Below are 22,314 nucleotides of genomic sequence, written 5' to 3'. Positions count from 1 at the left end.
GCCGGCAGTGCCAACACCTCGGAGAAGTTGCGGTCGATCGCTTCGACGTGGTCCGGATCGAACCCGCATTGCCCGAAGTGGACGGCGACGGACGGCTCGCCCAGACGGTATCCGACCTGGGTGGCCGGATCGCCCGACTACTCGACCCGCTCAGCGCAAGGGTGGTCACGCCGGCCCGGTGTCACGCCGGCCAATGTGATGATTGACGCCGACGGACGGGTCACAGCGGTTCTGGACTTCAGCGTGCACGCGCGCGCCGTGGACCTCATCCTGGATCAGGTTGGGGCGGTCGTGAATCCCTACCCGGGCAACGGTGCGGACGCGGCCTGCCTGCAGCACAAGATGATCGGACGCCTCGACGTGGATGGTTGGCTGGTCGACGCCTATCGCCGGTTCGGTGCGGTCTGCTACGCGATCGACCACGGTCTTATCCCCTGGTGCGCCGAGCAACGGCTGAACCCGGTTAGTGGTCGCTGATTCGCGTGACGGACGACGATCGGCTAGAGTTTTTGATCGTGCTCGGGTTACCGAGCCGCCCGCTCGGGGCTATGGCGCAGTTGGTAGCGCGCTTCCATGGCATGGAAGAGGTCAGGGGTTCGAATCCCCTTAGCTCCACCCCACGCACAAGGCTCGAACCCTTGCCAACGTCAATGTTGGTGGAGGTTCGGGCCTTGTTGGTATCTGCGGCCCAGGTCAGCGCGTTCGCGTTCACTTGCGGGTCAAGCAGCATTTCGAAGGGCCGGTTGTGCTCGGCGCGCAGCTCACCATCTTCGTCGATTTAGACCTTCGTGAAGAACGCCTGGTTGCATAGGCGTCGGTTCGTGTCGTCGCAGCGGGCGTAGATGTCGGAGCAGTTGGCGAGCAGGCCGAGCGCGTCATCGAGGTGGGCGCGGGCGTCGGCATAGTCGCCGTAGTGGGCGTTGATGCGCCGGGTTACCTTGTCGAGTTCGGCAGTGATGCGGTCCTGCTCGCGCTTGAGGACGGTGAGCGGGATCGCGTCGGCGTAATGGGCTTGCATGAGCCGATCCTGTTCGCCTTCCAGCCGGTCGCGGTTCGCGGTAAGTCGTTCGAGTTCGTCGGTTTCGGCCGCCATGAGCCGGTCGAACTCGTGGTGCAGCATCCCGGCGAGTGCATCCTGTTGGGCTGGTGTGATCTGGACTCGCTTGTAGTAGTCCTCGACGAGCTTCTCGACATCGTCGATGAGCATGGCCTGGCGGGTGCAGTCTGTGCGCTTGGAGTGCCGACCGGGGCAGACGAAGTAGCAGTAGACGTTGCCGTGGCGGTTCTTCGCGTTGGAGACGATGAGCCGCGAGCCACACTGTCCGCAATGGACCGTGCCTTTGAGGTAATGCCCGTGGACTTGGGTCGCTTCGACAGCGCACTGGTGCGCGGTGAGCACGGACTGGACCTGATACCAAACCTCGGTAGCAACCAGCGCTGGGTGGTTGCCCTTGTAGCGGGTGCCTCGGTAGATGACATCGCCCTTGTACGGGTTGGTAAGCATGCGGTGGACGCTGGACACTGCCAGCGGCTTGGCTGGGCGCTTTGGGGTCGGCAGGCTCCGCAGCCCCCGCGAGGTGAGTTCGTCGTGGAGTTGGCGGACGCTCCAGTCCCCGGAGGCGTAGGCCTTGAATGCCCACTCGATCATGGGTGCCCGCTCGGGGTCGAGTTCGATCGTGCGCAGCTCGCGGCCCAGCTCGTCGCGCGTGCGGATGTTGAGGTAGCCGATGGGTGCTTTGCCGTTGGTGCCGCCGCCGATGGCTTTCTGGTTCATGCCTTTGGCGACCTCGGTGGCCAGGTTGCGGCTGTAGAACTCCGCGATCGTGGACATGATGCCGTGTAGCAGCATCCCTGAGGGCGTCTCGTCGATGTTCTCCGTCGCGGAGACCAGCATGACCCCGCACTGTTGGAGGGCCAGGTGGATGCTCACATCGTCGGCGCGATTGCGGGCGAGCCGGTCGACCTTGTGGACGATGCAGTAGGAGACCTTGTTGGCCTTGACGTACTGGATCATCCGCATCAGCTCTGGCCGGTCGGCGGATTTTGCTGAGGCTCCGGCGTCGATGAACTCTTCGACGATCCCGGCGCCGAGTTGTTCGGCTTTGCGGCGGGTTGCTTCTCGCTGGGCCGGGATGGAAAAGCCTTCGTCGGTGCCGCCCTTTTCTGCTTGTTCGCGGGTGGAAACTCGCAGATAGGAGACGGCAGCAGCGCCACCTTTGGGTGGTTCGATCAGGCTGGCTGTTGGGTCAGTAGCGACTGTTGTCATCTGGGGCTCACTCTCACACGGTCCGACCCTCGCGCTCCCCGTTGCCGTGGGAGGGGTGTTGATCGTGAGAGCAGCCGGTGAAGGCTGTAGGGCGAGGCCCAGATCGGGTCTCGGTGCGTGTTGCTCGCCAGATGACGAGGTTTAGAGGCACAACACCCCGCGTTGCGAGGCTTGTACATTGATTCTACCGGGCTGCGTCCGACGCGACCAGGGTTGGTTCGGTCCGGTAGGTGTCGGGCACTCGGACAGCTTCGCGGGCGGCCCTACTGTCTCCGGTCTCCTGCAACGTCAGGCGGATGAGGACCTCGGCGAGTTTGTGCAGGTCGGCCCGGTCTCTGTGCACGGCTCGGATGGAGAACGCCCGCTCCTCGTAGGAGCGCCGGTCGGTCTTCTTCGTGTAGCGGCTCATCGTTCTATAGCGCTTCGTCATCGGGATCGAGATTCGCATAGAACTCGTCTTCGGCTTCTTGGCGCTTGCGCACCTGGGCGATCACGAACTCGACGAACTCGGCGTCACGGTCATCGAACTTCACGTCCTGGATCGACTGTGCTTGGTCCTCACCGGGCCAGGCCGCTTGGCGTGTGGGGCGGTCGAAATCGCCGCGCGTGCCGCAGGTCGACACCCAGTACTTCAGTCGTTCTCGTGCGTCGGCGAAGTCGCGGTGCCATCCGAGCGGTGCGGATGCGTCCTGCTGGGGGTCGTACGCGGCGAGCCAGTGCAGGTGCAACGCGGAGAGTTCCCAGACGAGTTCTGGGTGGTGGTGCCAGAACGGAGGGATCACCGATACGGGAAGGCCGTAGGTGTGGCGCAGCCAGTCCACCCACCGGTTGAGCGCGAGCCATTCCTGCTCTAGGTCGTGCGCCGTCAGGAGGTTCCAGTTCACCGGATGCGGTGGTTCGGGAATGTCAGAGTTAGTGACTCTTGGGGGTCCGTCGAACACATCGGGCTCGTCTACTTCTGGCTGGTCAGGGACCGGCTGATTTGGGTCTTGTTCACTCATCGCTGGTACCTCACATGCTCACTAAGGTGGTGTGCGCCTTCGGCGTTGAGCGTTGTGGCGAGTCGTAGGCAGCAGCGTCACGAGCGACCCCGTTGCGCGGCGAGCGATCCACCGTGTAGCGGGTCCGAGCGGCGTCGTGACCGATCTTCTTGGCGACGAACTCCTCAGACTCGATGGCCTGGCCGTTGCGTTCGTAGCTGACTTCGCGCGTATAGCCCTCGGCGATGAAACTGTCGCCTGCGACGAAATTCGCGTGCGCGTGCTCGGCAGAACGACCGAACATCACCAGGTGGTGGTAGGTCGTCTCTGTTTGCGTGAACGAGCCATCCTCCTCTCGACGGAAATGCTCTTTGCCGATGCGGGCGAAGAGCCTCGCGTCACCCTTCGCGGTTTCCGTAAGCTGCGGGTCGGAAGCGATGAATCCCGAGAGCGACTCCTGCGTGTGAATGGCCATGATTGGCTCCTTCTGATGTCAGGCGGCCAGCCGTTTTGTGGCCGCTGTATCAGGCAGGTGCGCCCCCATACCCAGAGCGCCGAGACGGTCAGGGTGCGGGGCGGCGTAGGAGCGCTTCGAGTTCGGCGCGATCCTCACGGAGCTGGGCGGCGTCGGGGCGGGCGGGCCATGTGCGCAGGTCGGTGACGATGGGTGGTGCGGAGCGCAGCAAGGTGATGCCGGTGCCGAAGGGCAGGGTGCGGATGCGGTCGGGTGGCAGGATCGGCACGCGCCGGATGGAGCGCTGGTTGGAGCGGGTGCCGCGATCTCCGAGGGTGATGCTGTCGGTGTATTCGTCGCGTTCGCCGATGAGGGTGGAGAGGTCTTGGAGGTCTCGGCTGTTGGATGCGCCGCCGAGGATGATCTTGACGATGCTGGCGTCCCAGATCGCCCCGGCTTGGTGCTCGCTCCACCGGTCGCGGGCTTGAGCAAGGGACTGCAACACCGGCATGGTCGTGATCCCTGTGCCACCACCTTCAGCCATCAGCGTCGGCAAGGACGGGAGGGGTGCGAGGTTGCCGATCTCGTCCAGGGCCAGCAGTAGCCGCGGGTCGAGTCGGGCTCCGGGTGAGCGGGCGGCGAGACGGCGGGCGGTTTCGATGAGGTCTTCAACGAACGCCGCGACGAGCGCGGCTGACGCGCCGGCCCCAGCTCCGGTGGCGAGCAGATAGAGCGTGCCTTGTTGGGTGAGGAAGGTTTCGGGGTCGAACTGTTCGTGCGGGCCGGGTGTGACGGCATCGAGCACTCGGGGGTCGGCGAGGGCTGCGAGTGCGAGGGAGACTCCTTGCCAGATGCTGTCGCGGGTCTTGGGGTCGGCGTCGATCATCGCGCCGAGCGAGTCGCCCCACCCCATCGCTGCGTTCGGGTGCGAGTTCAGGATCGCGACTGTTTCGGCGGCGGCGCTGGGGTCGAGGGTCCACCGGAACAACTCAGCAGGCGGACGACCGTCAAGAGCGGCGGCGTGCAACAAGGCTTGAAGCGCGGTACGGGTCTTGCCTTCCCAGAACCCGCCAGACTCCACGCCCCCGGAGGAGAGGCCGGTGGCGGCGGCGAGTCCGTTGGCGCGGATCATCGCGGTCAGCGGGTCCTCACACCCGCGCACGGGAGACCAACGCAACCCAGCCGGGATGCCCTCGGCCAGATGTTGCGGGTCGAACACCGCAACCGGCCCACCCGCGCGTCGCCGGGCACGGAGCGTGGCGGTCAGGTTGTCTGGCCTGGTGCTCGTGGTGACGACCGGGCCGGGTGCGTCGAGGATCGCGTTGATGACAACGTGCAGACCCTTGCCCGAGCGGGGCGGGCCGATCAGCAGGATCGAGTCCTCCACCGGCGCCCACACCCCGGTCCCACGACTGGCCCCGAGCAGGTAGCCGACCTCCGCAGGTGTCGGTGTTTCCAGCGACGGTCGCAGCGTTCCGGCACGATGCAGGAGTGCTTTCGCCGATGCAGTTGTCTTCACCTCGTGCGCAGTCGCGATACCGGCAAGGCGATGCGGGTCAGTCTCCACTTTGCGGTTGTGGCGGCGAACCCACATCCACACCCACGAGGCACCGGCGACGAGCGTCGCGAGCAGCAGGGTCGTGACGATCCAGTAGACGACCGGACTGAGACCGTCCGCGCCGAGCGCGGCAGCAGGATTGCCAGGGTCGAACAGCACCCCGAGCCCCGACGCGGGACCTGCCGTCGGTTGGGGTGTGCCGGAGAGAAAGGCGGCGACCGATCCGGCACCGCGCAGAGCAACGGCGGGGCCGAAAGCTCCAATCAGGGCGATGAGTGCGGCGTTGGTGAGTTCGTCGCCCATGCTCCCGCCCTGTCTCGGGTTCATTGCAGCCGCCGAATCGCGGTCGTGCCCGAGATGCGCCCGAACAGGATGACCTCGCCCGTTGCGTTGGGCGGGAGGTCGTCGAGATCGACCAGCGCCCGAGCGTTGCCGGTTCCGGTGGCGTCGGTGTGGCTCACGATGACCGCGACAGCAACATCCTCACCCGGCACAAACCCGTCGCCCTCCACTTCCACGAGCCGCAGCGTTCGCGGCGTCGCGGCTCGGCGACCTCGCCGCGTCCCTGGAACAGGTTCCTGCTCAGCGGCTCGGGCGGGTGGGGTTCGTTTGCGGGCATGGATGATGTCCGTGAACACCCCGCCGTCGCATTCGCGGACCTCGACCCGCACCGAGATGGTGCGGTCGTTGGTGATCTCGTCCATCGGCGGCCCGAACGTCGCCCGAGTCCACGCACCCGAAGCAGGTTGCGGATGGGCGATGCCATCGACGGCTGCGGTCAGCGTGCCGTCGGCAGCGACGGTGACGACCACATGCGGCAGATCGACAGGCACCTCAGGTTCCCGGTCGCCGGAGTGGTGTGGGCGTGAGAGGTTCATCGGTGACCCCCAGCCGCCCGAGAGCTCGTATCAAACAGGGCGAGCTCGGCGGGGTGGAGCTGGTGCTGGGTCACGAAGCTCCTGGCTTTGATCCGCCACAGCCCTTGACCGACGCCGAGGTTCGGCAAGAGTTGCTGCTCGGTGCCGGTCAGGCCGAGAGCTTGGGCGGTGGGTCCGAGTTGGTCGGACTCCTGCCGGTACACGATCCGCGTCTCCGCATTCGCCAGCAATGAGTTGGCGAGTGAGCGCATGGCGGAGCCTTGGTCGCCGACGTTGTCGAGGTCGGTGAGCTTGTGGAAGATCAGCATGTTCGCAATCCCGTAGTGCCGGGCGAGCCGCCAGTGCGCGTCCATCCGCCGTAGTAGCGCTGGGTGGGACATGAGCCGCCATGCCTCGTCGTAGATCACCCACCGCTGCCCACCATTCGGATCAAGCAACGCGGACTCCATCCACGCCGACGAACACGTCATCAACACCGAGATGAGGGTGCTGTTCTCCGTGACTCGCGAGAGGTCGAGGGAGATCATCGGCAGGCTCGGGTCGAACGTCACGGTGGAGGGGCCGTCGAACAGTCCCGCAAGATCGCCGGCCACGAGACGTCGCAGGGCGTGGCCGACGAGGCGGCCGTCTTCGGCGAGGCGGCCGTCGGTGTCGGTGCTGGGGTTGAGGATGCGGTCAACCATCATCGGCAGGATCGGCACCGAGTTCTCCCGCACCGTCTGCGTCAACGCCAGGTCGATCGCGGTGTGCTCCAACGGTGACAACCCCCGCGCGAGCACGGTTTCGGCGAGTGCGCCGATCAGGTCGCGCCTGCGGGCGGCGACGGTGGAGGCCCACTGCTCATCCGACAACCCGGACGGGCGGTGGCCTTCATCAAGCGGGTTCAGGCGGGTGTTGAGGCCGTGGCCGAGGACGATGGCCCGGCCGCCGACGGCGTTGGCGACGGCGGTGTGTTCACCCTTCGGATCACCGGGCACGTAGACCCTGCGCCCGAACGGCAACGAGCGCGTGTAGAGGGACTTGGCGAGGGAGGATTTGCCGGAGCCGACGATCCCGGCCAGGACCACGTTCGGTGCGGTGATGATGCCGCGCGCGTACAGCACCCACGGGTCGTACACGAACGAACCACCGGAGTAGAGGTCTTGCCCGACGAACACCCCATCGGCACCGAGGCCGCCTTCGGCGACGAACGGATACGCCCCCGCCAACGTGGCGGAGGTGTCCTGGTGGCGCGGGAGCCGGAACCGTCCCGGCGTCCTGAGCTGCGCCGCACCCGGCTCGCCGCTCTTCGGCAGGTAGATCGTGGCGCGCCGCTCCGCCCGCTCCGCCTCAGCCTTTGCTTTCGCGGCGGCGAGTTCGGTCTTGCGCTGTTCGGCGTGGAGGCGGGCTTCGGCGCGGCGGCGCTGTTTGCGGAGCTTGCGGCGTTCCTTCGACGGCGCAACCAGCACGGCAGTGTGCAGCCGCTCTCGATCCTGGTTCACAATCCAAGCCCTCGCGACTCCCGGACCGCGGTGATCTTCGCGGGCTCAAACCACGACCGCCCCAGCCTCGACGTCGGCACGTCACGTCGCCGCGGAGCACCCGGCGACGAGTACGACACCAGCAGCTCCGGCCCATCCTTCGCCGGGGACGGCTCGTCGATCGTTTCGGCGCTCGCGTCGGGTTCTACGTGGCGGCGCAGCAGGGAGACGTACCCGACGTCAGGGTTGACGACCAGGGCGTAGTCGCCGGAGATCATCACCCGGTCGTTGGTGCCTTCGCCGGGTTCGTCGTAGAGGTCCCCGTTCTCCAACGCCGCCTGGGTGGTCTCCTCGCCGTAGTCCCACTGCGCAAGGTAGTCCACCGCATCGACGTGCCCCAGCTCGCCGAGGATGCGCAACGGACGATCGGCCTCGTCGCCTTGGCAGAACACCACGGTGATCCACCGCGACGGCACAGCCTCCTCGACGGCGGGTTCGGGATGCCACGCGATCCGCCCCGCAGCAACGAACCCTTCCGCGAGCCGGTCGTAAGCCTGATCCACCAGACGAGCAGACCGGCGCAGATCCTCCGCCGCCGCGAGAGCGTCCCGTACTCCGGCGGCGTGGTCGCCGTCGTCGTTGAACGCGTGCGCGGCCTTCCGCTCGTGCACGTCAGCGAGCTGTTCCAGCACCTGGTGCAGCGACCGCATCCCCGAAGACAGGTCACCGATCACCCCGTACATCTGAGCGGGCTGATCGAACGTGCGGCTCGCATGCGCGAGCCCCCGCAAAGCCTCAGACGCCTCAGCCGCGTCGGCGGTGGAATCGAAGAACGTGGGCATCATGGACCTCCTGGCAACGCGGTGGATGTTCACCAGCCAGGTGCGCTCTCGGCTCCTCCAAGCACTACGTTCTTGGTCGCCGGGGAGTCACCAAGCGCCGTCGATGAGGCCGTTGTAGTGGAGGATGACCGGGTTTCCCGTCGTGGCCGATGCGGTCAGCAAGTCGGTGAGCGTGCGCGCGAAGTATGCGTCAGCGGCGGGCATCTCGGCTGGCAGCTCCTTGGCCAGGACGCGAAGTTCAGCGAGTGCTTCGACGGCCTCACTTGTCGTGGCCCAGATGCCACCGGAGGGGTAGTCGTCGGCTTGCTGCCGGTAGATCAACTGAGTGAGTACGGGAAGTTTGGTCTTGGCCAGCGAGTCCTCGAAGACGGGATACCGGGCTGTGTAGGAGCGGCTCCCCGGCCAGTAGAAGATTGCGTCCACGATCTTCATGTCGCTGTGTGCGCAGGGCGGTGGAGCCTCTCCGCCGTCCGCTGTGATGCCCACACGCCAACACCAGAGGTCTTCTGGGTCCTCGGCGTGGTCGTTGCTTCCGACAAGCGTGACGACACCGAACCGGTTCACCGTCAGGTCGGAGCGAGGGTAGGGAGCCTCGCTGGTCAGTCCGTCTCGGAAGCATGTGCAGTAGACGTGAGCATCCCATTCACTCATCCGGATGCATCCCCTTCCTCGTGACGACCGGTGTAGCCCATTCATAGCGGCGACCTACGACATTTGCGTTCGGCAGACCGACAGCGAGTGAGGGAACTCGTTACACCCGTCGGCACAGGGGCAGTGCGGCGGCGGTGAATGCGGCGGCTTGCTAGCCGACGAGGAGGCGGGTCTCGCAGGAGGCTTGAATCGCTGCTTGCTCGATCGCGGCGACGCCGGCGTCGAGTTCCTCGATGGTGGGTGCGGAGATGGCGATGAGTCCGGTGTAGCGGAGGATGCCGTGGCCTGCGGTGAGGTCGGCTTCTTGTTGGAGTACGTCGTGGTATTCGGCGGTTTGGGAGGCGTCTTCGATTTGGCCGATCTTCGCCCGTTGGGCCTGGTCGGAGATGTGCTCGACCTTCTTCTTGCGGATGTCGCGGGCGGCTTGGTCGGAGCGCATCGGGGTGCAGATCAGCGAGAACGACCGCTGAATACCGGTCGAGAGCACCGGCGACAAGAACCCTGGATACACCAGCGACCTGGGCCATTCGCTCACCCACAGCACGGCGTGGTGGGCGGAGTCGGTGCGCAGCCGGCCCCAGGTTTCGGTGACCGCGACCGGCCCGGCGGTGGCGAGGGATTGGCCGAGTTGGCCGTGGCGTTCGAGGGTGGCGGCGATGGCGGGGTCGTAGGCGGAGCGCAGCATGACGGCGATCTGGCCGTGGGTGAGCCAGCCGGAGGGTGAGAGGTCGGCGGAGCGGAGCGCAGCGACCAGCGTGTTCATCTCCTGGCGCAGCACATTCGCCGCGCCACGGATGCCGCCGCCTGCGGTTCTGATCTGCCGGGCCGCCGCCTTCATATCCAGACTGAGGGACAGGGTGGTGGCGTGGCGTTCACCAGCGGGTCCGGCGCGTTCGATCAACTCTTGGTAGGTGTCGGCGGCCCATGACCCGTCCGGGGTGCCGTGCGCGGCCCACCATTCGGCCAGGCCGGTGCCGGAGTCCGGCAGGGTGCGTTCCAGGACTTGGAGGGTGGCGACTCGGCCGGAGCGGCAGACGGTGGCGAGCACTCGACCCCACGAGGTGACGCGGCGTTCTTGTTCGCCCGGGTCGAGGAGCACGAACGCCGGGTGGGTGACCTCGCACACGACTGTCAGGGTGGCGGCGTGGGGGTCGTGGATCATCCCGGCCTCGGTGTCGGGGTCATCGAACTCCCGCAGTCTCGCCATGTCGCCGGGCAGCGCCAGCGTCCCGACGGGGCGGGGCGCGACGATCCTGCGCCGGTAGAGGAGTTGGCCGCCGGTGGTGCGCCACAGCCACCAGCACGTCACCGGCAGCCATTCGACGATGGGTCTGCCTGCGATCGGTATCCAGGTCAGCGCGGCCGAGAGCACCCAGACTGGGGCGGTGTAGGCGAGGAGCATCCCGCCGCCTGCGTAGAACGCGACGATCAGGGTGGCGCCGCCGATGGCGAGGGTAATGAGCTGGGTCAGGGAGAGGCCGAGGAGGATGCCTCGGCGGGTGAGGCGGGAGAACTTCACCGGCACGAGATCGCCCGTACGCCGCTGGTTCTGATTCGAGGACACGATCTACTACTCCTTCGGCGCTCGCGGCGCAGGCGGTGTGCTGGGCTTCGGCGGGGGCGCGGGATCGCTCCTCGGCGCTGGCGGTGCCGGACTCGACGACGGCGGCGCAACCTGTGGCGCAGCCGGGGGCTGAGCGGCAGACGCTGGCGGTGGTGTCTGGGCGGCAGCATCCGCTGCACGTTCACCGTGAGCACCGAGCGCGGCCCCTGCTTTCGGTCCGGCGGTGGCGGCTCCCTTGGCGACCTGCGCTCCGACGATCACGGCAGCGGCAGGTCCAGCAGCAGCGGCACTACCGCCTGCGGCGGCCCCGCCACCTGACGCAGCCGCACCGCCACCAGAGGCCCCGGCGCCCGCCGGCGACGCGGGGGTTGGTTTCGGGGCGGGTGGTGCGCTGTCACCGCCTCCTCGGCCAGCGCCTCCGCCACCACCGCTTCCGGTGTTGCTTGCGCCGTCGAGTACCTTCTTTGCCTCCGCTCCGCCGCCTGCGCCGCGTCCGGGGACGGGGATGGGGCGGTTGAGTGCGTGTTTGGCGTCTTGTTCGGAGCCGATGGCGTGGTACATGTCGAACGCGACGAACGCGATGAACTTGTACGTCAGGTACGGGGCGAACGCGGCCATCGCCATCAGCACGATCCCCGCGATGGGATCGCTGATCGAGGCCAGGTCGGCGTCGATAGGTGCCGAGACCTGAGTGATCGCGACCAGGAACATCACGACGAGGACGAGCTTGGAGCAGATCAGCGCGACGACGAACATCGCCCACTTCCCAATCCACCCCCGCGAGGCATCCCACGACGCACCGCTGAACGCGAGCGGGGCGAACACGATCGCCACCAGCAGCAGCGCCTTCCGCACGAGGAGGGAGAGCCAGACAATCGCGGCGGCGGTGATCGCGAGGCCGGCCATGAAGATCGTGATGATCGCCCCGACACCGGGGGCGGCAATGTTGATCCCGACCAGGCCGGTGGCGAGGAGGGCGATCTTGTCGCCCATCGACTCGGTGGTCTCCCCTGCGGCTTGGACGATCCCGATGCACAGCTGATCCACCACCTCCAGCAGCAGTGCCGTCAGGGTGATGACGACGAACGACCCGAGAACAGACTTGGCGAGGCCGAGGGCGGCGCGAGTCAGGGCGGTGGGGTCGCGTCGGATGAGTCCGGTGATGAGTTGGAGGCAGAAGAAGATCAGCATCACGAACACCGCGACACCGAACAGCAGGTTGTAGACGCTGACGTATCCCGGCCGGGTGACATCGACGAGGGTGGTGGTGTCGAACACCGACCAGACAGCCTCGAACAGCCAGCCCGCCGCGGCTCCCATCGCTTGGGCGAGCCAGTCGAACGGTGCCGCGACCAGCGTGGCGGCCCCTTCGCCGACGGCATCGCAGACCGAGGAGATCACCGGGATGTCGCACACGCTCATCACGAACCACCAAGCCCTTCTCGACGACGCCGGGTCAGACTTGCTGGCCGACGTTCCAGAAGAAGTTGATGAGCGTCACCGACGCGCCGCAGATCACCGCTGCGCCGCAGGAGACGAGGACGCCGATCTTCCCCCTGCTGGCGAGGTGCGGGTTGCTGGAGTTCGCGCCGAAGCCCCACACGATCGCGGAGACGATCAGCGCGAGGACGGAGAGGATCAGGCCGATAGTCATCACCGCGCCGACGATGGTGCGCAGCTGGTTGATCCCCGGCAGGCCGTTGGTGTTGGGGTCGATGTTGATGTCCATCGGCACCAGGCCGACGGCGGGCAGAACGGTAGTGGTGAGCAGATCGAACACGGTGGGTCTCCTTGACGCGGGCGGTCGGCCCGCCAGCGCGGATGCACAGACGGGGTACACGCCACAGGTGCGCCCGCCTGCCCGAGCCGCCCGGCGTTTGTCGGTGGCTTCTGGGAGACTTGAAACATGAACGAGCCCGCCGCGCGCAGCCGAGAGTCAGGTGACGGTCTCGCGCGTCGTTCGGTTGCTGCAGTGCCGTCGTCCGAGCAGGATCTGGTCGCACAGGTGTCGGCTCTCATCGAAGGTGCTCGTGAGTCGATCGCTTCCTACGCCAACGCGACCTTGACGATGACGTATTGGCAGGTCGGCTCGATCATTGACGCCGAGGTGCTCGGGGCCGGGCGCGCCGAGTACGGTGCGCAGATTCTGGTGACGCTGTCACAGGAATTGACGGGCCGCTTCGGGCGGGGCTTCGACGAGCCGAACCTGAACCGGATGGTCAAGTTGTCCCGCCTGTTCCCTGACCGTGAGATTCTGGTGACGCTGTCACAGAAATTGAGCTGGTCTCACTTCCTCGCCCTCCTGCCGTTGCGCAGCGAGGATGCGCGGGCCTTCTACGCCGAGGAAGCGGTCGCGGGGCGGTGGACAGTGCGAGAGCTGCGTCGCGCGATCAGCCGCAAAGCCTACGAACGTCGCGAACTCGCAGACTCACAGCTCGGGCCGGGGTCACTGGTTCCCGCAGACACGTTCAGCGACCCGTACCTGCTCGACTTCCTCGGCCTCCACGACGGCTACCTCGAAGCGGACTTGGAAGCGGCGATCCTGCGTGACCTGGAGGCGTTCCTGCTGGAGGTAGGCACGGGCTTCACGTTTGTGGAGCGGCAGAAGCGGATGGTGATCGACGGCAAGGATTTCCACCTCGACTTGCTCCTCTATCACCGGCCCTTGAAGCGGCTCGTTGCGGTCGAGCTCAAGATCGGTGACTTTGACGCCCGCTACGAGGGTCAGATGAAGCTCTACCTGAAGTGGCTCAACCGGCATGAGCGCCAGGAAGGTGAGGAAGCGCCCGTCGGTCTCATCCTGTGCGCGGAGGCCAGCCGTGAACAGATTGAACTGCTGGAGATGCACAAGGACGGCATCGTCGTCGCCGAGTACTGGACAGCGCTGCCACCCAAGCACGAACTCGAACAGCGACTCCAACTCATGCTCCGAGAGGCACGTGAGCGGCTCGCACGACGAGAACTCCCCTCAGCAGGCGACGACTGACCTCGGTGGCACGGCCAAGCGGGCCGGGCCGGGCGACACGACCAGGCCCTTGCCGTCAGAGTTGTTGGCCGACGTTGATGAGCCAGTTCATCCACGCGACCCCGGCTCCGGCGAGGGCTGCGGCTCCGATCGAGACGAGGACGCCGACACGGCCTTTGCTTGCGGTGGAGTAGTTGCCGTGGGCGGAGGCGATGGCCCACACGATCGCGGAGACGATCAGCATGAGCACGGCGACGATCAGCACGATCGTGAGTAGGGCGCCGACGACGGCGCGGAGGTCTCCGATGCCGCCGAGTCCGTCGAAGTCGGGGAAGACGCCCATCACTGACCCACTTTCACTGTGACGTGGAGGTGGTCGTAGTGGCCTCCGGTCACGTCGTTGGGGTCGTGCATGCCGCCGCCGTTGTAGGGTCGCCAGCCGTCGGCGTCACGAGCTACGGACCAGATTTGGCCTTGCCAGATGAGGTATTCGACGCCGAGGACGCCTGCGTTGTCTTTCATCCAGTTCGTCACGGCCCATCCGGCGTCGAGCTGGGCGGGGTTGGGGCGTTGGCCGATCCGGTTGCCGAAGGTGATGTCGCACGCCCGCCCGAGGGGGTGCTCGGACTTGGTGCCAGGGCGGGGCGAATAGCAACCCCAACCGGTGTCTGGGAACGCGGCGAGGGTCTGCTGGTAGAGGTGCAGCAGCCGCGCGGTGATCTTCCCGCCAGTGGTGGGATCGTCGACGAGCCGGTCAGGGTCGCCATCGACGCCAGTGGGCGGGCCTGCGGTTCCCGCTCCGCGGCAGGCGGCTGGCGATCCAGCGGTTGCTTCGGGGAGGTTCGCGGCGCCGTGCTGGTTGAGCCAGGCTGCGGGGTCGATGAAGTCACCGCTGGTGCCGCCTTGGCGGACCTCGAAGTGCAGGTGCGCTCCGGTTGAGTAGCCCGAGGAGCCGACATCGCCGATGTGCTGCCCTGCCCGGACCTGGTCGCCGGTCTTGACGTGGATGCCGTGCTGCCACATGTGCGCATAGGCGGTCGCGATTTTCTGGCCGTCGATGGTGTGCTCGATGACGATGAGACCGCCGTAGCCGCTGGTGAACTCGGCGACGGTGACGGTGCCGTCGGCGGCCGCGAGGATCGGGGTGCCGTCGGGGGCTGCGAAGTCCGCTCCGGTGTGCAGCTTGTATTCGCCGGTGATCGGGTGCACGCGCATCCCGAACGGCGAGGTCGCCACCCACGCCCCCGCCGGGAGCGGGAACACCACCCTTGACGACGACACCACCGGCCCGCCCGCTGGGGTCGCACTGGAGCTGCCTGTGGTGAGGGTGGTGAGGATGGCCTCGGCCACGGGCGCGTAGTTGCGGTAGCGGTCGGGATAGGCGGAGACCTCGACGGCTTGGGCGGCTTCGCCGGGGTCCATCTGCTGCCAGCCGGGAATGTCGAGCAGACCGCGCGGTGAGGGGTAGTTCGGGCCGGTCGGCCCGCCGAAGAACGCGCGGGCTTGATAGACGGGGTCCATGAGCTCGGCGACAGTGCCCCAACCGGACTGTGGCCGCATCTGGAACAGGCCCAGGGAGTCGTGGTCGGAGCCGTTGCCGTCGTTGGGGTAGTTCGCGCTCTCGGGGTAGGTGCCGGTATTCGACAGCATCCGCAGTGTGGACTCGGTGAGCGCGGCCATGAGCGCGATCTTGATTCCCGGCCGTCCCACGCCGTCGGTGCTGTTGCCGATGGCGATGATCGTGGCGGCGTGGGTGAGCTGCTGCCGGTTCAGAGTGAACGTCTCACCGTTTGCCGTCATGACGATCAGCGAGTCTGGGATCGGTCCGAGATGAACGGTGCCCGTCGAAGTGGCGCAGTTGGCGGCGGCGGGGTTCATCAGTGCCCCGATCCCGAGCAGGATGACGGACGGGGCGAAGAACAGGAGCGCGAGGGCTGCGATAGCTGTCTTGCGGAACACGACGGCACCTCAGCGCAGGGGGTTGTCGAGCTGAGACAGCCGCAACAGGTGACAGGTCGGATAGGTCGGGGCGCAGACCACGAACACGGTGAACGAGACGGGATGCTCCGAGGTGACGGGCTGGCCGTTCCAGACACCGGCGCGCTGCCGGGTGCCCTCGATCGTGACCGCGGTCGCGCCGGGTGCGATCTGCCCAGGCTGCGCCTGCGCCACCGCGTCGGCCCACGCCTCAGGGACGAACGAGGTATCGAGGACAAGGTGCTGCGTCGTGGCGTACTGGCGTAGTTCGATCCAGGCGTCCCGGTTCGGCAGATAGGTCGAGATGTCGGACGCGAGGCCTGCTTGCTCGTCCCCGGAGGGGTCACCGACGGCGAGGATCGCCGAGACGTAGTCCAGCGGCCACAACCCCAGTCCGGTATCCCACGCGAACAACGTGCTCGCGACACCTTCGGCGAAGGCGACCGGATCGGCAGAGCGCGGCACTCCTGGAACCTTCGGTAGCCGCGGCGTGGATGGCCCCGCCGACGGCGGCGTGGTCACGGTCGGCGGCGGCTCGGGGCGCGGATCGGTGGTGCTCGTGGTGCGGGGGCCGGTGAGGAGTCCGTAGACGCCGACCCCGGCCAGGAGCAGCAGGACGATGCCAGCGGCGATGAGGGCGACGAGTCGGCGGCGGGTCTTGGGATCGGTGGGTGCAGGGCTCATGCCTGGCAGGTGCACGCCCGCGCCCCGTCGGTGTCAGAGTGCGCGCAGGATCGGATGTGCTTCGTGGGTCTCGCGTGTGGTGTGGAGGTCGTCGGCGAAGCGGGCGGTGGCTTCGGCGACGGTGAGGAAGTTTTCGTACTGGTCGTCGGTCAGTTCGACGGCGAGCACGTCGATGTCGTAGTGGGTCCACCAACTGGCGAGTTCCCCCCACGTCTGGACGAACGCCCGCACCGGATACCGCACCGGCGGTGCATCGCCGGGCACGAGCGGCTTCGGTCGCGGCTTGGGCTTCTTGCCCTGCTTCATCGCCTTGGCACGGGCGACGGCATCCTCGGCGAGGGCGTGCATCGTCGCCTCCCGCACCTCACGCGCGGCATCGGCGCTCTCACGGATCGCCAGGTAGAGCGGATGCACCGCGTCTCCGGCTTCGATCCGCTCCAACGCCGCCGCAGCCTCTGCCCGGAGCGTCCCGGGTTGGGCGGGGTTGGCGGCGATGTCCTCGATGTAGCCAATCTTCTCCAGCGTGGTGTGTGAAGCGCCGCCGGGGATCATGGCAGCCGCCTGTTGCCGGGTCTTGCCGAGCGCGCCGTTCGACGGTGGTGCAAAATTTGCACCACCGTCATTTCCCGGCTGATTCTCCTTGCTGAACTGGGTGGCGGACTTCCGGCGGGCGGCGTCTTCGGCCATGACTTCCTTGATCTCGCGGTAGAGGCCTGCGGCTTCGAGCTGGTTGTAGGGCTTGTGGAGCATGTTGTCGTCCTGCTCGGCCAGGAGTTTCCCGAGCCGATCCGAGAGTCCGCCGCGTACCGCCGCGATTGCGAAGGCCGCGCCCGGCCTCTACACCGTCGTCGGCGAGTTCAACGCCTGACAGACGGCCACGGTGGGCAGCGCGGGCCGCAATCGCCGCTGCCCACCGACTCGCGTTGTAGAGACAAATCGGTTCCGCTCCTTAGTCGAGGCCCGATCATGACGAGGACGTCGCACACGGCGGATCGCACGTCGCTGTCAAGTCATCAACAGAGCCCACAACCAGATCTGGACACCCGGGTATCGCCCTTACCTGGCGAGTTCGCTCCGCTGGTGGCACGGACACATACAGTGCATCGCACGGTTGAACCGGTCGCGTATGACTGCGTGAAGTTCATCATCGTCCGCGACGGCTCCGCGTTCCTGTTCAGCGAGTTCGGGCAGCAGGTCGTCAAACCCGGCGATGTCGTGATGCTTGGCGCGAACGTGCTCTGCGGGTCAGAACCCGAGAGCCACATCACGGTCACGACGATCTACGCGGACACCGACTTCCTGCTCGACCAGTTGCGGTGGCAGTATGCGGCATTCCTCGAAGACCGCCTCGACGCCCAAGGCTTCGCCGAAACCGCCTACACCGAGCCAGCCCAGATCCTGCATCTCGGGGAGGACCGGGCGGGGATGTTAATGCCGTGGCTCGACGAGATGGTCGCGCTGAGCCTCGACGGGACCCGGTGCGGCACTATCTGCGGATGCAGGCGCTCTGGTTTCAGATCACCTATGTGATCGCCCCCTACATCAAGGTCTCACCGGTGCGCCTTTCGCCCTCGCAGCGCGCGCACATCCGGCCCACGCTCCCGCGTGACCGCCGGTTCGCACCGTTACGCGCAGAGGTTCGCCATGTCGCGCAGTTGCTGCGCGAGAACCCAGAACACCGGTGGTCGCTCGATGATCTCGCCGCTGAGGTTCACCTGTCGCCGTCACGGTTAAGCAGCGTGTTCATCGAGGCATACGGCAAGACACCCCTCGCCTTCTTGACCATGATCCGCGCCGAGCGGATGGCAAGACATCTGCGAGACACCGACCTCACTGTTACAGCGGCGATGCAGCGGGTGGACTGGTCTTCCCGGAGCCACGCAACCCGGTTGTTCCGCGAGCATGTGGGGGTCACCTCCGGTTACTACCGGCAGATGCGGCGCGCCCTCGGCGACTGAGGTTTCTCAGGCGATCAGGTCTCTCGTGTGCGTCCACACCGTCATCCGATGCACGCCGAACCGTCTCGTGATCGAGACGACGCGGCGCAATGATCAGCCGGTCACGCCCAGAAACGCCACCACGGGCGACTGCTTGGCGGCGCCAGACGAGAGGCAGGAGGCAGAGGATCGACCGGTGAGGGAAACTCGCCGGACGCCGCAGTGACCAGAGATGACTTGAACGACGCATTCAGCGGGTCTCCGGTATCGAACCACTCCAGAGCGTCAAGCTCCTCGACGTTCGCCGCGTACAGGCTCGGCCAGCCCTCGCCGAGCACCTCAGCATCTACAGGATTGGCATAGCCAAGCGCGTCACCAAGGATCGGGATCAACGCGGCGCCAAAATGCGGCATCGTCGCCCATATCCGATGACGCCCGTTGGTCAGCGGCTCGAACCACGGATCAAACCGCACCGCCTCTGACGACCTGAACCAGGCCGAAACGATGTTCTGCTCCGTTCGCGTGAGCCCGCCCGGGTAGCCATCGACCTCGACCAGCCCCCGATCCTCGAGGTCCGGATCGACCGTCCACTCGCCCTCCGCCAACGCATCACCTACCCGCGCCACGACAGCGGCGATGAGAGGCCAGCGCTGATCGTCACGATCAGAGTGACGCTGCCCACCATCCTCGGCGTCAGGGTCCTGCGGAACCCAACCCCGAACCTGCTTCGCCGTCGCCCGCCACCAGAAGCGCGGAGTCGCCACCGAGATCAGCGTCGTCATCGCCCCAGGATATCGGCGGCCGGCCCTCGGGATGACCCGACCACGAACGCGCTGGCTGACGTCACCAGAAGACCTATTCACGCCACTCGAATACGGTCCCTGCGCCAGTAGCGCTCGGGCGCGGAGCGCCCACCTGACCCCTGAGACAGTCCTTTCGAGCGTGTCTCGGGGAGGGGCTGTCGTGGTGATGACGATCCGGGTCATGTCGTCCGGCAAGGGGTGCGAGTACCTGCTGAAATCGATGCATTGGCGTTACACTTGTTGCGATTGCTTCGATAGTTTCGATTGAGAGGGGTGAGATGATGAGCTCCATCGCGACATTGGTGCCCGAACCTACGGACGCGGAGCTGGCGGCCTCGGCGTTGCGCGGTCTTGATGCCGCACGAGATGCGAACATTCCGGTGCGGCTGAGCCTGGGCGGATCGGGCGGAGAGTTGGAGGTGCCGGGCTCGGCGCTGGTCGCGCTCGCCCGTGTGCTCGATAGCTTCGCCCATGGTGAGGGTGTGACTCTCGTACCCGCCCACGCGGAGTTGACCACGCAGCAGGCAGCAGATGCGCTGAACGTGTCGCGCCCGTTCCTGATCGGTCTGCTCGATGCCGGGCACATCGCCTACCGCACGGTCGGCACCCATCGTCGCGTCATGGCCGCGTCACTGGTGCGTTACCTGCGAGAGGACGACGCCCGCCGGACGGCAGCGTCGGATGAACTGGCGGCGGAGGCGCACGCGCTCGGGTTGTCTTGATGTCGCGGGTGGTCGTCTATGACGCGAATGTTCTCTACCCGTCCACGCTCAGGGATGTGCTGATCCGGGTCGGTTTGGCGCGGCTGGTGCAGCCGAAGTGGACAGATCAGATTCTTGATGAAGTGTTCGGCAACCTCCGGCGAATCGTCCAGACCTTGACCCGGCCAGGCTGGATCGCACCCGGCGGCTGATGAACGACGCCATCCGCGATGTGGCGGTCACCGGCTATGAGCCCCTGATCGACAAGCTCGAACTCCCCGACCCCGACGATAGGCACGTTGTGGCCGCTGCGATCCACGCCGGGGCGCAGGTCATCGTCACCCGGAACCTGCGTGACTTTCCCAGCGACGCTCTCGGCCCGTGGGGTATCGAAGCCCAGCACCCGGATGCCTTTCTCGCCGGGCTCCACGAAGCGCACCCGGACACGCTGGGCAGGATTACGACCGGGATCGCCCGCGCCTGGGGCCGGAATACCGTCGCGTCGGATGTGTTGGATCGCCTCGCGGTCGATACACCCCACACGGCAGACCTGATCCGCCAGACACTCGGAAACCCCACCGCATAGGCGCGAGACGTCTACAAGCCGCGTGCTGGCTCATCGTGGCGTGGGCCGCTGCGGCGTGCGCCGTGATCGAACGGCTCAGGGAGCTGTCGCCTTCTCGCTACTGTCCGCTGCCGCTGCTGTTCCTGCTCGACGCGCTTGGCCCAAAATACGTGCATTCGTGGATTCGAGTTGTTGGCGGCCTGGCCAGGTCTGGGGCCGAGGCCGGAGCAGCGGATGCGGTCCGTGGGCGGGCGCGGCAGTGGGCTGGCACGGGAGGGGTGCTGCGACGGTTCCTGGTGGATGCTTGCCGGGGCGGGTTAGCTGGTATTCTTGTTGGCGACGCCCCGGTGGAGCGCTGGCCTTGGTGACAGGGCTATATCTCGCCGGGGCTTTGACATTCCTGCAACCGACTTGCCCGAGGGAGTGACGTGACCGACCCAGGACGCCGTAACACGGGCGCATGGGTCGAGACCTGGCTATCCGAGCCGAGGTTCGCTCGGTATCTGACCGAAGCCGGTGGGGATCGTGGACGGGCGCTTGATCTGTACGAGTGGAACCTGCGACTCGGGGCGGCGCTCATGCGCGACATCGCGCATGTCGAGGTCGCTGTCCGCAACGCCTACGACCGTGCGATGCGACAGCACTGGCACGCCGCGGACCATTGGCTGCTCGACCCGGCCTCGCCGGTGCTCGCCCCGCTGTGGCGGACCCGACACGGACGACGAGCGGATATGAACGCTCGGAACCGGAGCACAGTCGCGGACGCACGGTTCCATTGCGGTGGCCCATCTGCGAAGCCGGGGCAGGTGATCGCTGAGTTGTCGTTCGGGTTCTGGCGGCATTGCACCGACGCCGCGCACGAGAAGGCGCTGTGGGTGCCGTACTTGCATCATGCCTGGCCGAAGAAGACGAGCCGCGCTGTTGTGGAACGGTCGATGACGACGATCAATACGGCCCGTAACCGGGCATCGCATCACGAACCGCTCTTCGGGGCCAAGCCGGGGCGTGACCTGATCGCTGCTCACGCAGAAGTGCTGCGCCTCTCCGAACTGCTATCGCCGGAGCTGGCCGAGTACATCCGCGACACCACGACCCTCACAGCAACCTTGACAGCACGCCCGTAACGGACGAGCCACGTTCCACAGACGACGTCAGACGTCGAGGAAAGTGGTGACGTGTGCCCAGAGCGCGGCCGCTGATTGAGCGTCATACTCGCCTGGAAGCGAAGGGTTGGTGAAGAGGTGTCCTGAGCCGGGGTACTGGATGTATTCGGCGATCGCACCGGCCCCGTTCACTGATCGCAAGACCGACTCGACAGACCCATCTGTTTTGAAAGGGTCATCGAGCGTGTAATGCAGTTGCGCAGGCATGCCCGCCGGCCAATGCTCCACGCCGATCCTGTGAAGCGGGAGAGCACCGGAGCAGAGGACGACGCGCTCGACATTCCTGTTGCAGGCGACAAAGGTAGCCATCCCGCCACCGTTCGAGGCTAGGGGTGTCCTTCGTGTTCCATTTCGATGAAATCAAACGTACCGCCGTTAGTAGCCTGCGTGAAGGTACGCACACGGCAGAATCCGACGCCCTCGTATGTTCTGATAGCCCGGGCATTGAACGCTGCAACGTTGAGGCGGATGGGTGTACCGGGACTGTCTTCCCGCAACCAAGCTAGATTTGCCTCCATGAACGCGCGGCCCAGCCCTTTTCCCGTCAGATTGGGGTGCATGCCCAGTCCGATTTCCAGACCACGCCCGTCCGCGAGGAACCGGCCAGAGAGGAAGCCGAACAACTGCCCATCGACGCGGACCTGCAAGCACACCTTGTGCCACGACTCTGGCATCACGAACTCGGCATAGTCTTCTGGGTCGGCCGTCATGTCGTAAAAGTCGTAGGGAGGCGGATACTTCCAGTTGTCAGCAATCTCACGGGCCACGCCTGTGGTCATTCTCGAATAGGAGAACCTAGGGCTCCGATCCTCGCGGCCCTGGCTGGTGGTGCCTTTTCCAATCATCTTCTTCCGTTTCTAGTCGGG

The 22,314-nt window shown here is 66.3% G+C and carries 27 protein-coding genes and 1 tRNA gene; 9 read left to right on the top strand and 19 right to left on the bottom strand.

Features of this window, described 5'->3' with window-relative positions:
• Nucleotides 1–120 precede the first annotated feature (120 nt).
• Complete coding sequence (locus tag QM721_RS07545; protein WP_415120569.1) at nt 121–477, top strand: hypothetical protein; 357 nt, start codon at nt 121–123, stop codon at nt 475–477.
• A gap of 65 nt (nt 478–542) precedes the next feature.
• A tRNA-Ala gene (locus QM721_RS07540) sits at nt 543–615 on the top strand.
• A 163-nt stretch (nt 616–778) separates the two neighbouring features.
• Here QM721_RS07540 and QM721_RS07535 read toward each other — a convergent pair.
• From QM721_RS07535 to QM721_RS07480, 12 genes are all read right to left on the bottom strand, one after another.
• Nucleotides 779–2,266, bottom strand: coding sequence for a recombinase family protein (locus QM721_RS07535; protein WP_415120567.1), 1,488 nt, complete (start codon nt 2,264–2,266; stop codon nt 779–781).
• Between the two features lie 184 nt (nt 2,267–2,450).
• Entirely contained in the window at nt 2,451–2,675 is a 225-nt protein-coding gene (locus QM721_RS07530; protein WP_415120565.1) for a hypothetical protein, read from the bottom strand.
• A gap of 4 nt (nt 2,676–2,679) precedes the next feature.
• Entirely contained in the window at nt 2,680–3,267 is a 588-nt protein-coding gene (locus QM721_RS07525; RefSeq protein WP_415120563.1) for a hypothetical protein, read from the bottom strand.
• A 10-nt stretch (nt 3,268–3,277) separates the two neighbouring features.
• Nucleotides 3,278–3,721, bottom strand: coding sequence for a single-stranded DNA-binding protein (locus QM721_RS07520; RefSeq protein WP_415120561.1), 444 nt, complete (start codon nt 3,719–3,721; stop codon nt 3,278–3,280).
• 88 nt (nt 3,722–3,809) lie between these two features.
• Complete coding sequence (locus QM721_RS07515; protein WP_415120559.1) at nt 3,810–5,585, bottom strand: type IV secretory system conjugative DNA transfer family protein; 1,776 nt, start codon at nt 5,583–5,585, stop codon at nt 3,810–3,812.
• The gene (locus QM721_RS07510) at nt 5,582–6,070 is read right to left on the bottom strand and encodes a hypothetical protein (protein ID WP_415120557.1); all 489 of its coding nucleotides are present in this window, start codon (nt 6,068–6,070) and stop codon (nt 5,582–5,584) included. The genes QM721_RS07515 and QM721_RS07510 overlap by 4 nt, the downstream gene beginning before the upstream one ends.
• Before the next feature lie 62 nt (nt 6,071–6,132).
• The gene (locus QM721_RS07505) at nt 6,133–7,584 is read right to left on the bottom strand and encodes an ATP-binding protein (RefSeq protein WP_415120555.1); all 1,452 of its coding nucleotides are present in this window, start codon (nt 7,582–7,584) and stop codon (nt 6,133–6,135) included.
• Nucleotides 7,585–7,613: 29 nt separating this feature from the next.
• Nucleotides 7,614–8,339: a hypothetical protein gene (locus tag QM721_RS07500; RefSeq protein ID WP_415121035.1), complete on the bottom strand. Its 726-nt coding sequence runs from the start codon at nt 8,337–8,339 to the stop codon at nt 7,614–7,616.
• 186 nt (nt 8,340–8,525) lie between these two features.
• Nucleotides 8,526–8,870, bottom strand: a complete 345-nt coding sequence (locus QM721_RS07495) for a hypothetical protein (protein ID WP_415120553.1) — start codon at nt 8,868–8,870, stop codon at nt 8,526–8,528.
• A gap of 370 nt (nt 8,871–9,240) precedes the next feature.
• Nucleotides 9,241–10,653, bottom strand: a complete 1,413-nt coding sequence (locus tag QM721_RS07490) for an SCO6880 family protein (protein WP_415120551.1) — start codon at nt 10,651–10,653, stop codon at nt 9,241–9,243.
• Between the two features lie 6 nt (nt 10,654–10,659).
• Nucleotides 10,660–12,075: a conjugal transfer protein TrbL gene (locus QM721_RS07485; RefSeq protein ID WP_415120549.1), complete on the bottom strand. Its 1,416-nt coding sequence runs from the start codon at nt 12,073–12,075 to the stop codon at nt 10,660–10,662.
• 34 nt (nt 12,076–12,109) lie between these two features.
• Complete coding sequence (locus QM721_RS07480) at nt 12,110–12,433, bottom strand: DUF6112 family protein (protein ID WP_128773218.1); 324 nt, start codon at nt 12,431–12,433, stop codon at nt 12,110–12,112.
• 126 nt (nt 12,434–12,559) lie between these two features.
• On the opposite strand from QM721_RS07480, the gene QM721_RS07475 reads away from it, so the two are divergent.
• A complete protein-coding gene (locus tag QM721_RS07475; protein ID WP_415120547.1) occupies nt 12,560–13,639 on the top strand; it encodes a PDDEXK nuclease domain-containing protein in 1,080 nt (359 codons plus the stop codon).
• 55 nt (nt 13,640–13,694) lie between these two features.
• On the opposite strand, the gene QM721_RS07470 is transcribed toward QM721_RS07475, so the two are convergent.
• Genes QM721_RS07470 through QM721_RS07455 form a run of 4 tightly spaced genes read right to left on the bottom strand, consistent with a single transcriptional unit; the run spans nt 13,695 to nt 17,029 of the window.
• A complete protein-coding gene (locus QM721_RS07470; RefSeq protein WP_415120545.1) occupies nt 13,695–13,961 on the bottom strand; it encodes a DUF6112 family protein in 267 nt (88 codons plus the stop codon).
• Nucleotides 13,961–15,577, bottom strand: a complete 1,617-nt coding sequence (locus tag QM721_RS07465; RefSeq protein ID WP_415120543.1) for a M23 family metallopeptidase — start codon at nt 15,575–15,577, stop codon at nt 13,961–13,963. Before QM721_RS07465 ends, QM721_RS07470 begins: the two co-directional genes overlap by 1 nt.
• Nucleotides 15,578–15,586: 9 nt before the next feature.
• On the bottom strand, nt 15,587–16,279 hold the full coding sequence (locus tag QM721_RS07460; RefSeq protein ID WP_415120541.1) for a hypothetical protein: 693 nt from the start codon (nt 16,277–16,279) through the stop codon (nt 15,587–15,589).
• A gap of 33 nt (nt 16,280–16,312) precedes the next feature.
• A complete protein-coding gene (locus QM721_RS07455; RefSeq protein WP_415120539.1) occupies nt 16,313–17,029 on the bottom strand; it encodes a chromosome partitioning protein ParB in 717 nt (238 codons plus the stop codon).
• Between the two features lie 384 nt (nt 17,030–17,413).
• Here QM721_RS07455 and QM721_RS07450 point away from each other — a divergent pair, with 384 nt between their 5' ends.
• Together QM721_RS07450 and QM721_RS07445 are read left to right on the top strand one after the other, a co-directional pair.
• On the top strand, nt 17,414–17,809 hold the full coding sequence (locus tag QM721_RS07450) for a hypothetical protein (RefSeq protein ID WP_415120537.1): 396 nt from the start codon (nt 17,414–17,416) through the stop codon (nt 17,807–17,809).
• Nucleotides 17,776–18,237, top strand: coding sequence for a helix-turn-helix domain-containing protein (locus QM721_RS07445; protein WP_415120535.1), 462 nt, complete (start codon nt 17,776–17,778; stop codon nt 18,235–18,237). Before QM721_RS07450 ends, QM721_RS07445 begins: the two co-directional genes overlap by 34 nt.
• Before the next feature lie 101 nt (nt 18,238–18,338).
• Here QM721_RS07445 and QM721_RS07440 read toward each other — a convergent pair whose 3' ends face one another.
• Nucleotides 18,339–18,998, bottom strand: coding sequence for a hypothetical protein (locus QM721_RS07440; RefSeq protein ID WP_415120533.1), 660 nt, complete (start codon nt 18,996–18,998; stop codon nt 18,339–18,341).
• A gap of 302 nt (nt 18,999–19,300) precedes the next feature.
• On the opposite strand from QM721_RS07440, the gene QM721_RS07435 reads away from it, so the two are divergent.
• From QM721_RS07435 to QM721_RS07420, 4 genes are all read left to right on the top strand, one after another.
• Entirely contained in the window at nt 19,301–19,741 is a 441-nt protein-coding gene (locus QM721_RS07435; protein ID WP_415120531.1) for a helix-turn-helix domain-containing protein, read from the top strand.
• On the top strand, nt 19,741–19,932 hold the full coding sequence (locus tag QM721_RS07430) for a hypothetical protein (RefSeq protein ID WP_415120529.1): 192 nt from the start codon (nt 19,741–19,743) through the stop codon (nt 19,930–19,932). Before QM721_RS07435 ends, QM721_RS07430 begins: the two co-directional genes overlap by 1 nt.
• On the top strand, nt 19,932–20,306 hold the full coding sequence (locus tag QM721_RS07425) for a hypothetical protein (RefSeq protein ID WP_415120527.1): 375 nt from the start codon (nt 19,932–19,934) through the stop codon (nt 20,304–20,306). Before QM721_RS07430 ends, QM721_RS07425 begins: the two co-directional genes overlap by 1 nt.
• A 557-nt stretch (nt 20,307–20,863) precedes the next feature.
• Complete coding sequence (locus tag QM721_RS07420) at nt 20,864–21,409, top strand: hypothetical protein (protein ID WP_415120525.1); 546 nt, start codon at nt 20,864–20,866, stop codon at nt 21,407–21,409.
• A gap of 27 nt (nt 21,410–21,436) precedes the next feature.
• On the opposite strand, the gene QM721_RS07415 is transcribed toward QM721_RS07420, so the two are convergent.
• Nucleotides 21,437–21,757, bottom strand: a complete 321-nt coding sequence (locus QM721_RS07415) for a dienelactone hydrolase family protein (protein ID WP_415120523.1) — start codon at nt 21,755–21,757, stop codon at nt 21,437–21,439.
• A 17-nt stretch (nt 21,758–21,774) separates the two neighbouring features.
• Complete coding sequence (locus QM721_RS07410) at nt 21,775–22,227, bottom strand: GNAT family N-acetyltransferase (RefSeq protein WP_415120521.1); 453 nt, start codon at nt 22,225–22,227, stop codon at nt 21,775–21,777.
• Nucleotides 22,228–22,314: the final 87 nt, after the last annotated feature.

Origin of the sequence: Micropruina sp., from assembly GCF_047602085.1 — a bacterium.
Taxonomy (GTDB): Bacteria; Actinomycetota; Actinomycetes; order Propionibacteriales; family Propionibacteriaceae; genus Micropruina.
Note: the sequence above shows the minus strand (reverse complement) of the source record. Positions and strands in the feature narration are given on the sequence as shown.